This is a genomic window from Occallatibacter sp. (genome assembly GCF_036502485.1).
GTDB lineage: Bacteria > Acidobacteriota > Terriglobia > Terriglobales > Acidobacteriaceae > Telmatobacter.
In genome coordinates this window covers 20283-30777 of the sequence record NZ_DASXYM010000182.1, presented here as the reverse complement: position 1 = coordinate 30777, position 10495 = coordinate 20283, and the positions used below count along the sequence as shown (strand labels likewise).

The 10495-nt window shown below is 62.1% G+C and carries 11 protein-coding genes and 1 pseudogene; 5 read left to right on the top strand and 7 right to left on the bottom strand.

Annotation, left to right across the window (positions count from 1 at the left end; translation table 11 throughout):
• Nucleotides 1-600: pseudogene (locus VGL22_RS21900) on the top strand (transglutaminase); the annotation flags it as partial.
• Nucleotides 601-750: 150 nt separating this feature from the next.
• Here VGL22_RS21900 and VGL22_RS21895 read toward each other — a convergent pair.
• Both VGL22_RS21895 and VGL22_RS21890 read right to left on the bottom strand, forming a co-directional pair.
• Nucleotides 751-1416, bottom strand: coding sequence for a hypothetical protein (locus VGL22_RS21895; protein ID WP_465269099.1), 666 nt, complete (start codon nucleotides 1414-1416; stop codon nucleotides 751-753).
• Nucleotides 1417-1984: 568 nt separating this feature from the next.
• Complete coding sequence (locus VGL22_RS21890) at nucleotides 1985-2167, bottom strand: hypothetical protein (protein WP_465269098.1); 183 nt, start codon at nucleotides 2165-2167, stop codon at nucleotides 1985-1987.
• Between VGL22_RS21890 and VGL22_RS21885 the strand changes: the two genes are divergently transcribed.
• Together VGL22_RS21885 and VGL22_RS21880 are read left to right on the top strand one after the other, a co-directional pair.
• Entirely contained in the window at nucleotides 2162-2848 is a 687-nt protein-coding gene (locus VGL22_RS21885) for a hypothetical protein (protein ID WP_465269097.1), read from the top strand. The two genes, VGL22_RS21890 and VGL22_RS21885, sit on opposite strands and share 6 nt — an antisense overlap.
• 170 nt (nucleotides 2849-3018) lie before the next feature.
• Nucleotides 3019-3390 (top strand): response regulator, encoded by a 372-nt coding sequence (locus VGL22_RS21880; protein WP_465269096.1) that lies wholly within the window; start codon nucleotides 3019-3021, stop codon nucleotides 3388-3390.
• A 133-nt stretch (nucleotides 3391-3523) separates the two neighbouring features.
• On the opposite strand, the gene dnaB is transcribed toward VGL22_RS21880, so the two are convergent.
• Nucleotides 3524-4921, bottom strand: coding sequence for a replicative DNA helicase (gene dnaB, locus VGL22_RS21875; protein WP_465269095.1), 1398 nt, complete (start codon nucleotides 4919-4921; stop codon nucleotides 3524-3526).
• A gap of 227 nt (nucleotides 4922-5148) precedes the next feature.
• Between dnaB and VGL22_RS21870 the strand changes: the two genes are divergently transcribed.
• Nucleotides 5149-5649 carry a Dps family protein gene (locus tag VGL22_RS21870; RefSeq protein ID WP_465269094.1) on the top strand — a complete coding sequence of 167 codons (501 nt, stop codon included), beginning with the start codon at nucleotides 5149-5151 and terminating at the stop codon, nucleotides 5647-5649.
• Nucleotides 5650-5779: 130 nt separating this feature from the next.
• Here VGL22_RS21870 and VGL22_RS21865 read toward each other — a convergent pair whose 3' ends face one another.
• Nucleotides 5780-5995, bottom strand: a complete 216-nt coding sequence (locus tag VGL22_RS21865) for a hypothetical protein (protein WP_465269093.1) — start codon at nucleotides 5993-5995, stop codon at nucleotides 5780-5782.
• 154 nt (nucleotides 5996-6149) lie between these two features.
• Between VGL22_RS21865 and xylB the strand changes: the two genes are divergently transcribed.
• Nucleotides 6150-7631 (top strand): xylulokinase, encoded by a 1482-nt coding sequence (xylB, locus tag VGL22_RS21860; protein WP_465269092.1) that lies wholly within the window; start codon nucleotides 6150-6152, stop codon nucleotides 7629-7631.
• A gap of 621 nt (nucleotides 7632-8252) precedes the next feature.
• Here the strand turns inward: xylB and VGL22_RS21855 are convergent.
• The 3 genes from VGL22_RS21855 to VGL22_RS21845 form a co-directional block, all read right to left on the bottom strand.
• Complete coding sequence (locus VGL22_RS21855; RefSeq protein ID WP_465269091.1) at nucleotides 8253-9326, bottom strand: serine/threonine-protein kinase; 1074 nt, start codon at nucleotides 9324-9326, stop codon at nucleotides 8253-8255.
• Nucleotides 9323-9892 (bottom strand): sigma-70 family RNA polymerase sigma factor, encoded by a 570-nt coding sequence (locus tag VGL22_RS21850; RefSeq protein ID WP_465269090.1) that lies wholly within the window; start codon nucleotides 9890-9892, stop codon nucleotides 9323-9325. Before VGL22_RS21850 ends, VGL22_RS21855 begins: the two co-directional genes overlap by 4 nt.
• A gap of 217 nt (nucleotides 9893-10109) precedes the next feature.
• Nucleotides 10110-10442, bottom strand: a complete 333-nt coding sequence (locus tag VGL22_RS21845; protein ID WP_465269089.1) for an STAS domain-containing protein — start codon at nucleotides 10440-10442, stop codon at nucleotides 10110-10112.
• Nucleotides 10443-10495 lie beyond the last annotated feature (53 nt).

Genomic DNA, 10495 nt, shown 5'->3' with positions numbered 1-10495 from the left:
GTGGATGGCACGCTGACAGGTTCGCTGGATGCGGTGCATACGGGGCCTGAGGGCGGCGATCTCCGTTCGTTTCTCAAGTACACGGACGAGAAGGAGCGGCGCGAGTACTGGGAGAAGCGGATTGCGCGGGATTTGCCGGGGGTGTCGCTGACGTCGTTCCAGTTTGTGCAGACGCCGGCGCTGGACAAGCCGCTGGAGTTTCATTACAAGCTGACGGCGAGCCAGTATGCGCATACGGCGGGAACGCTGCTGCTGGTGCGGCCGAGGGTGGTGGGCTCGATGTCGCGTGCGTTTGACGACAAGCCGCGGCTGGTGCCGATCGATCTGGACGCGACGGGCCGCTGGCACGACAGCTACGACATCACGTTGCCGGAGGGGTACGAGGTGGATGAGATGCCTGATCCGGTGGATGTGGATATGGGTTTCGCCAGCTATCACTCGACGGTGACGGCCAAGGGCAACATGCTGCACTACGAGCGCGAGTACGTGGTGAAGCAGGTGCAGATTCCGGCTGATAAGGCGGTCGCGTTCCGGAAATTGCAGTCGGCAATTTTGATGGATGAGAAGGGGACAGCGGTTCTGAAGAAGGCCATGAAGTAGTCACCTGCGGTGAGGCCAATCGCGCCTGCGGGGCCGGCAGATTGGTCGTCACCCATTCTGTCGACGGAAGAAGTCGACAGGGACTTTGTGGTGTGACGCGAGAAGAAAGAATGCCCATCCCAAGCGGGCGCTTGGGATGGGCATCCGTGTTTAGTCCTCCGGGTCGGGTGGCGGCGTGGGTTTGGGCCGGCGCGGGACTTGGAGGGTGCCATTGTCGAGCAGGATCCAGGTGAGCCGGTCCAGAGCATCGGAGAGGCGGCGGTAGATCATGCGATGCGAGTGGTTGAGGAGCAGGGCGGTTTCCCCGATTGTGTATTCCTGGAGAACCACGCGGGTCAGGAGCAGTCGTTCGGCGCGGGAGAGGCGAGCGAGGGCGCTCTCCATATCGAGGACGAAGATGACGCAATCCTCGAACGTATGGACCGGCTGGTGGGAGGCAAACCCGCGCATCAGAGGTTCCGTGAGCATGGAGGGTGTGCGGCCCACCAGCATGGACGCGTAGAGATAGCGCCTGAGGAGGGCCTCAGTCTGCTTGCGGTAGAAAGCCAGATTGGGTGGCGGGGCGGGGTGGGTTTGCGGGGGCGGCGCGGCGGAAGGAAGGCCGGGCGGAGGCTGGACGACCTGATCGGGCTGCCGTTCGGGCTGCGGCCCGAAGCCTCGGGCTGGAGAGTCCGGAGGCGCTGCGGCGTCTGCTGGAGAGGGCTGAACCGCGGCGGCTGCCGCCTGACCCTGAGTTCCATGAATTCGGTCGATGACCACCTGACGCTGTGCGGAGGCGGCTCGTGCCAAGGCTGGAAATTGCAATGCGGCGCTCATTCCGCACCCCCTGCTTCTGCCCAAACGCGGATCAGCGGCAGGTGAGCAGGTTTATATGTGATCCCGCGCCGTCGGCGGGTGTCCACCGGAAAGTCTTTAAGCCGGATGGCGCACTCTTTGCAATAAGAACTGCAATGGTTCTGGGGGCGGTACCAAAGACAGCCGCACCCCTCGCAAATTTTCAGTTGCACGCGCAACTCCATGACGCAATCTCCCATGGTGCTGATCCCGGCCGATTGTTTTTTCCTTGATTTGGCTCGGGGTAATTGGAGCGAGCGCAGGTCCTCCAGGATCGAACCGTCCTGTCGGGGGTGTGCCTGCCGGGTTCCTTCTGAATAAGTCATAGCGGCGAGATGCAGATACGGGACTATAACAACACTGCGAACGGAGAGTTTGTGGCCTCTAACTCGGGCCTCATAACTCCAGGTTTTGCCTCTGCGGCGAAGAGTGGAAACTCCCGAGGGCGGTTTTACCGTCCGGCAAGTAATCTGCCTTGTAGCGGGATGGATCAGGCGCTCAACGCGGTCAGAAGGCGTACCCCGAGGTTTGCAGTGTAAGTGGAGCTAATTTACGAGGCGGTGTCTTTAAGGTCAACGGGAAAACCGGGAATTTGCCCCATCAACTTTCCAAGTAACTCAAGAACCGCGAGAATGAAGCGATTCACGATTAATTGTTTTGCTGCAAGCAATTGGATGGTTGGGCTTCTTATTGCCCTGGGCAAATTTTCCACATGAATTTTTCGCAGATGCACGAGCGTCTCCGGCTGGAAGTGCTTCGCAGGATACAGCGGGGCACCGTCAGCGTATCGCTGCCGGCGCGACAGACGGGGTTCGGCCAGTCGCATCTGTCGAACTTTTTGAATGCCCGGCGGCAACTGTCCCTGGAGGGAATGGACCGGATCCTGGCGGCGCAGCAGTTGACGGCAGCCGATCTACTGCCGTCGCGGGCCTCTCCGGTGTGGGGGGATGAGCAGGATTTGCTGCATGTACCGGTGGTGTCGCACGCCACCGCGATGTTCGAGCCACAGATCAGGCCCGGGGCGGTGCAGAGGCTGGTGCAGGTACAGGCGGGGCTGCTGGCGGGTTGCTGGGCGCGGTGTTCGACGAGCCGGCGCGCCTGGGTCCGGTTTTTGGCGATCGAGACGGGTGCCGGGGACGGGGGCGCGATGGACCCTGTGGTGCTGGCGGGAGCGGTGTTAGTGCTGGACCGGCATTACAACACATTGCAGCAGTATCGTCCGGCGCGGGCGAATCTCTATGCTATCCGCCACGATGCGCGGCTGAAGATCAGGTATGCGGACTTTCAGACGAGCCGACTCCTGTTGAGGCCGTATAACCGGGCGGCGCCGGTGGAGTTGATCGACCCAGAGCCGGGCGAAGCGCCAGGGGACTTGATTGTCGGGCGGGTGGTTCAGGTGATGAACGAGATGTGAGGGGATGCGAAGGCGCCGGGCAGGAGGATGGGGAGCCTTGTTGCTCGAAGACAACTACAAGCGGTGACCGAAGATTTATCGCAACATCAGGGTTTGTACGGGGTCAATTCTGGCAGCGGATTGCGCTATATTGGACCCGCAGCGCTGCTGACTTTCGATCAGGAATTCCCATGTCTATGCGTGTTCTGGTGGTCGACGATGAGAGAGCGATCGCTGACTCTCTGGCCAGAATTCTTTTGAGTTACGGTTACGAGAGCCGGGCTGTGTACAGCGGCCGCGACGCCATGTGCGGTGCGGCGGAGTTCCGTCCGCAGGTCCTCATCACAGACATTGTGATGCCGGGCATGAACGGAGTTGAGCTGGCCGAGTGGTTCACGGCGGAGCAGCCCGACTGCCGGGTGATGATGACGTCAGCCAACCTGCTGCACTTCGAGCCTGCCGACCTTGAGTTTCCGCATTCCGACCGGGTGGTGTTTCTGGCCAAGCCGGTGCGCATTCCCGATTTGATCGAGTTTCTGGCCAAGGGCGAGGTGGCGAGGTAGGGAGGCCGGTTGCGGCCGACGCCTCTCTGGCCGAGCCGCGCCATGACGGCTTGTGCAGCCGCGTCCTGAGACAACATCTCCTCGAAGGCGTTTGCGGTTGCCTGTGATGTTGTGGTGACACAAAGCCCTTTGGCTACATTGCGCCGGGGACGGCTTCGGCGGGGTTGTCGAAGCGGGTGTACTTGTTGATGAAGTTGAGGTGGATGGTGCCGGTGGGCCCGTTGCGCTGTTTGGCGATGATGATCTCGGACTTGGCGCGGTCGGACTCGGACATTTCCTCATCGCGGTTGTAGTAGGCCTCGCGGTGGATGAACATGACGACGTCGGCGTCCTGTTCGATGGAACCCGATTCGCGGAGGTCGGAGAGCAGGGGGCGCTTGTCGTCGCCGCGGCGTTCGCTGGAGCGGGAGAGCTGTGAGAGGGCGACGACGGGGACGTCGAGCTCCTTGGCGAGGGCTTTGAGACCGCGGGAGATGGCGGAGACTTCCTGGGTGCGGTTTTCATAGCGCTTGCCGCCGGCTGAGGGCAGGGTGGCGCTCATGAGCTGCAGGTAGTCGATCATGATGAGGTCTAGCTGGCCGTTGTTCTGCTGTTTGAGGCGGCGGGCCTTGGCGCGCATTTCGGCAAGGGAGATGCCGGCGGTGTCGTCGATGAAGAGGCGGGCTTCGACGAGGTCGTTGAGTGCCTTTTGCAGCTTGTCGTGGTCTTCGCGGCCGAGGAAGCCGGTCTGCAGCTTGCGCTGGTCGACCCAGGCCTGGGCAGAGAGCATACGGCGAAGGAGGGATTCCTTGCCCATTTCGAGCGAGAAGACGGCCACCACTGCGCCGTGGTTGACGGCAGCGTTCTGGCAGATGTTGACGGAGAAGGCGGTTTTGCCCATGGAGGGGCGGGCGGCGATGATGATGAGCTCGCCTTTCTGGAATCCGCTGGTGTTGCGGTCGAGCTCGTAAAAGTCGGTGGCCAGGCCGGTGACTTCGCGGCTTTGCTTGTAGAGATTGTCGATGGAGCCGAAGGAGCCGGCGACGATCTGGTCGAGGCTCTGGAAGCCGTTCTGGACGCTTTTTTCGCTGACTTCGAGGAGGCCGGCTTCGGCGGCGCCGAGGACTTCAAGGGCGGTTTCGCTCTGGTCGGCGGCGCGGGCGATGGCCTGGGAGCAGATCAACATGAGCCGGCGGAGCAGGCACTTGTCCTTGACGATCTTGATGTACTCCTCGATGACGGGGCGGCGGGGAAGGCCTTCCGTGAGCGAGGCGAGGTAGGCGACGCCGCCTACGGCTTCGATTTCCTTGAACTTAGCGAGTTCGTTGGCGAGGGTGACGATGTCGACGGGGCGCTGCTCGGCGAGCAGGTCGCCCATGCGCTGATAGATGCGTTTGTGGGAATCGAGGGAGAAATCGTCGGGTTCGAGCTTTTCGGCGGCCTCGGAGTGGGCGGCGTTGTCGAGGAGGATGGCGCCGAGGATGGTTTTTTCGGCGTCGACCGCCGCGGGCAGACCGGGATCGTAGCCTGCCAGGTTGGGGAGGGTTGCCATAAGTGAAGTTTAGGCGGAATTGGGGCTGAGAATGGGTGTGGAGATCGGGGCAGGTATCTGCAAAAGCAGGAGGCCAGGCCGGGGTCGAGGGGATGAATACGGCGGGGTGGAAGATGAGCCCTCTCAGGGAGGGTACGCCGGCTTAAAAGTGCGACGCAACCGCGTGGCCGAGCATCCGAAGAGACGGAACGTGCGGGAACTTGCGCAGATTCCACCAAGGAGAGTGCATGGCTACACAGGCAGTTCAGAATGCCAATTCCGTTGCGCCGGGCGGGTTTACGCCGGAGCAGGTTCAGAGCATCTCGCGTGCGCTGAATTCGTTACTTGCCGATGTTTTCGCCTTATATATCAAGACCAAAAACTTTCACTGGCACATGAACGGGCCGCATTTCCGCGACTATCATCTGCTGCTGGACGAGCAGGGCGAGCAGATCTTCGCGATGAGCGACGACATTGCGGAGCGGGTGCGGAAGGTAGGCGGGATCACGATTCGCTCGATTGGAGAGATTGCCAAGCTGCAGCGTGTGCGGGACAACGAGAAGGCGTTTGTGGCGGCGGACGAGATGCTGCGGGAACTGCGCGACGACAACCAGGCCCTGGCGCTGAATCTGAAGGAAGCACACGAGATTACCAGCGACGCCAAGGACTACGCGACCACCAGCATCATCGAGAACTGGATTGACGAGACCGAACGGCGGGCGTGGTTTTTGTACGAAGCTACGCGATAGAGTCCCGGAGCTGCTTTTCGCCTGACTGGCTATCGGAGCCGGGAGACGCGAGCAGCGCCTCCCGGCTGATTTCGAGTGCTACCTGATTCCGATCACCATTGCGTCCGGTCCCACGAGTGTTCGAAGTCGGCTATGGGCAGGGGAGACTCGAAAGACTGCCGGGAACGAAGCGAACGCGCGGCGTGAGACCGTGCGAATCCACAAATTCCTCGAAGATGGGCGCGACTTCGGGCAGGTCCATGCCGCTGCCGGTGAGATGCGGGTTTTGGAGAAGCACCTGGGTTGAGCAGGTAGCCTGTGCCGCTCCGGCGTCCGAACCTGTGCGGGTGCAAGTCAGTGTAGCCATGGGCTGCGGGTGCAAGTCAGTGTGGCCATGGGCATGGCCGATAGTCCATGATTTTCCAGCCGGCGACGACGGCTTCGCTGGCTTTCCGCGGACGGGTAAAGCTGATATGCTGCGGACGCTCAGGAAAAGCGATTTACAGCGGGAGTGAACGGCTATGTGGTTCCTTGGAATGGATGTGGGCACGGGCGGCACGCGGGCCGTGATCGTCGATGCGAACGGGAAGCTGGTCAGCGGGGCTTCAAGCGAGCACGCGCCGTTCCGCACCCCTCATCCGGGATGGGCCGAACAGGATCCGGAAGACTGGTGGCGGGCAGCTCAGGAAGCCATTCGCGAGGCGATTGCAGCCGCTCCCGAACCGCGCGAGGCGATTGCCGCACTGGGCCTCACCGGGCAGATGCATGGGGCCGTACTGCTGGACGAAAACGGGGCTGTGCTGCGCCCCTCGCTGATCTGGTGCGATACCCGCACCCAGCCGGAATGCGACTGGCTGCACGAGAAGATCGGCTATGAAAAGCTCATCGAGCTGACCTGCAATCCCGCTCTGCCCAACTTCACGCTGACCAAGCTGCTGTGGGTCAAGACGCACGAGCCGGAGATTTTTGCGAAGACGCGACACGTGATGTGTCCCAAGGATTATGTGCGTTACCGGCTCACCGGCGAATTTGCAATCGACGTCCAGGAGGCGTCGGGCACGCTGCTGCTGGATGTGACCCACCGGCGCTGGTCGCGCGAAGTGGCAGAAGCCGCCGGGATCCCGATGGAGTGGCTGCCGCAGGTGTATGAATCGCCCGAAGTGTGCGCGCGCATCAGCGACACTGCCGCGCGGCTCACGGGGCTGGCGGCCGGAACGCCGGTTGTGGCGGGCGCCGGCGATCAGGGGGCTGGCGCCGTGGGAATGGGCATCCTGCAACCGGGATCCGTGTCGGCCACCATCGGCACTTCGGGGGTGGTGTTCGCGGCCACCGCCGAGCCCACAAAAGACCCCAAGGGACGACTGCACACGTTCTGCCATGCGGTGCCCGGCGTGTGGCACGTCATGGGAGTTACGCAGTCGGCAGGGTTGAGCCTGCAGTGGTTCCGCAACACCTTTTTCGCAGGGCAGGGCTACGACGTCCTCACCGAGGGGGCGGCGAGGATTCTCGCGGGAAGCCAGGGACTGGAGTGGGCACCTTACCTGCTCGGCGAGCGCACCCCGCATCTCGATCCCGAAGTGCGGGGCGCTTTTGCCGGCATTCACAGTTCGCACACGGCGGCGCACTTTACGCGGGCGGTGCTGGAGGGAGTGGCTTATTCGCTGCAGGACACATTCACGCTGTTTGCCGAACTTGGCATTCCGGTGAGTGGAATCCGGCTTGGCGGCGGCGGCGCGCGCGGTCCGCTGTGGCGGCGCATCCAGGCCGGCATTTACGGGCACGCGGTGGAGATTCTCACCGCGGAAGAAGGCGGCGCTTTTGGGTGTGCACTGATGGCCGGCGTGGGCATAAAACACTGGGCGAATCTCGACCAGGCCTGCGGGCAAGCCATTGAAGTTGCGCAGCGTATCGAGGCTGATCCGGCCGATGTGGAGACCTATAAGACGGGTTATGCAAAGTGGCGCAAGCTGTACCCGGCTTTGCGCAGTGTTCGCGAAGCCTGAGCTTGTTCCGGCCGAACAAAACGGATGAAAAGCTGATCGCACGTCTGTCGGCTCAAGGCGCCAGGCGGAAGCGGAAATAACCTCAAATAAAAAACTTTGGCTGAGGATGATACGAAGTCCTCTTCATTGGTGTTATTCACAGTGAGCGGCCAGGAAATATCCCGGTCGCTCCGATGAATTGCGCCGGGAAAGCTATTAAAGGCGAAGAGGCTGGCGTCATTCGGGGGGGCTGCCGCGGTCCTGGCGGGAGGTCTTATATACATATTGAGTGTTTTCACGCCAGGACTGGGCGGCTGAACAGGCGTTGAACGAAGGCGCTGCTCGAGGGTCGATGCAGGTTGTGGTTCTGGTTGATGATTCTGGTTTGAATGCCTTGGTTCTCTCACACACAGGGGTTCCTCCACTGGTGGAGGCAATTCCTGAGCGGTTCTGTCGTCCGGGCGGTTGGTGTCGCATCGCCGCTCTGCGGGGGGCGCGTCGATTGCGTACAGCCGCCCGGACGACAACCTCTCAGGAATTGTCTAACTCGTGGTGCGGCGCCGTTGGCGCATATCTATGATTCGTCCGCGCACAAGCTGCTGAGCCGCCTCTGATCCGCTCGCCTGATGCGAGCAGTTCCATTCAAGAAAATCTGGAAACGGACCTGACCACGCGCGAAATCTCGTGGGTGAGGCAGTCGCACGCCTGGTGGGCGGTGGGGCGCTGGTCGGGGTCGCGATCGAGCATGCGCAGGAGCAAGTTATTGATGGCAGCGGGTAAGCCGGGGCGGAGCGTGGAAGGCGCAGGGACCAGGCGGCACTCGATGGCCTCGAATACGTCGAGCGGGGTTTCGCCGGCGAAGGGATGCTGGCCTGTCCATAGCTCGTAGAGGAGCGTTCCGAGAGAGAAGACGTCGGAGGCGCTGGTGGCGATTTCGCCGCGCAGGATTTCAGGAGACATGTAGAGCAGGGTGCCGGAGAGGGTGCCGGAGATGGTTCCGGAGGCGCCCATCGTGTCCGGATCGAGGCGGACGGGGCCGGCGAGGCGAGCGAGGCCGAAATCGAGGATTTTGAGAACGCCATCGCTTTGCAGCATGAGGTTGTCAGGCTTGATGTCGCGATGAAGGATGCCGGCCGCGTGAGCAGCGGCGAGGGCGCGCGAGGCCTGGGCCGAGAGGTCGATGGCGGTTGCGGTTTGGACCGGGCCGGCGTCAATCAGTTTGCGGAAGGTGGGGCCGGCGACCCATTCCATGGCGATGAACAGGCCGGCGGCTGACTCACCGGAGTCGCAGACCATGACGATGTTGGGGTGGCAGAGGGCGGACGCGGCACGGGCTTCCGTCTGGAATCGGTCTGCGGCTTGGGGGCTGGCGTTGAGATGGCGGCGCAGAATTTTGAGGGCGACGGGAGTGCCGGAGGGGTCGCGTGCGCGATAAACTTCTCCCATTCCGCCCACGGTGACGAGGGACTCGACTTCGTAGTTGCCGACGCGCTGGCCGGGGCTAAGAGTGCTGGGTTGCCGATCGAGCAGTTCAGCGGCGAGATGCACGGGCGGAGTCGAGAGGAATGTCTCGGCATCCGTGTTGAGGAGCGCTTCGACTTCAGACCGCACGGGAGCTTTTGCGGAGGCGAGCAGGGCGCAGCGCAGGTGCGGTGGGAGATCGACAGCCTGGTTGAAGAGCCGCTCAATTTCCGCCCACTCGGCTTTGGCTGTCATGCGGCTCCGCCGTTGATCTCGCGCAGGAGCCAAGCTCGCGCGAGGCGCCAATCGCGATTGACGGTGATGATGGAGACGCCCAGGGTTTCGGCAGTTTCTTCAATACTGAGGCCTCCGAAGTAGCGCATTTCAACGACTCGGCTCTTGCGTGCATCAAGCGCTTCGAGGCGTTCAAGGGCTTCATGCAGGGCGATGACTTCAGCTGCCTCCTGGCGGGCGGCGGGCTGTATATCGTCGATCGATACGGCGATCTGGCCGCTACCGCGCTTTCCGGCGTGCCGGCTGCGAGCGTGGTTGACCAGGATTTGGCGCATGGCGGTGCAGGCCACGGCAAAGAAATGCGCGCGATTCTGAAAGGATGTGTTTCCGGCGCCAGCCAGTTTGATGTAGGCCTCGTTGATGAGGGCGGTGGGCTGCAGGGTAACGCCCTGGTCCCTGCCGCGCCAGGCGCGCTGGGCCATGCGATGGAGTTCGTTATAAACCAGCGGCATGAGTTCGTTCAGGGCGTTGGGGTCGCCCTGTCCCCAGGCAGTGAGCAGGCTTGTGACGTCTCCCTGAGAAGTCATGGGCGGTGGTCTCCGGTGCGGTTAATGATACAACGGGTCGGGCGGGGGCTACTTCCACCCTAGAGATGACCTTCAAGAACGCAACCGCAAGGAAACGGTGGCTTCCAGGGGTGCGGGAGTCGGGCGAGAAGGGGGCGACGGGGTTGCTGCGGTGCGATCTGCGTTGTCACTGCGCAGCCAGACGTGACTTCTGGTTTTCGCCGAGTGGAGGGCACGTTCAGCTTTCCAGAAGCGCGGACTCGACCGACTCGTGCATGGGAAAGACTTGAGTCAGCCGGGTAATTTCAAATACCTGCCGGACCAGGCCGGTGAGGCAACAGACGCGGAGTTCTCCGCCCTTGTCTTTGAGCTTTTTGGCGACCGAGACAAAGGAACGAAGGCCCATGCTGCTGATGTAAGTGAGTTCGCCGAGGTCGATTACGAGACGTGTAAATCCGGCGGCGATGCAGGAGTCGCATTCCGGTTCCAACTTGCCGGCCTTATCGGCATCCATGCGGCCGGACAGACGCAGCAGGATTTTTCCCCCAACCTGAAGGCGCTCGATGGTCATGGTCACTCCTAGGGTGCCTTATGGCGGCGGGAACGTCAATCAGGGCGGTTTTG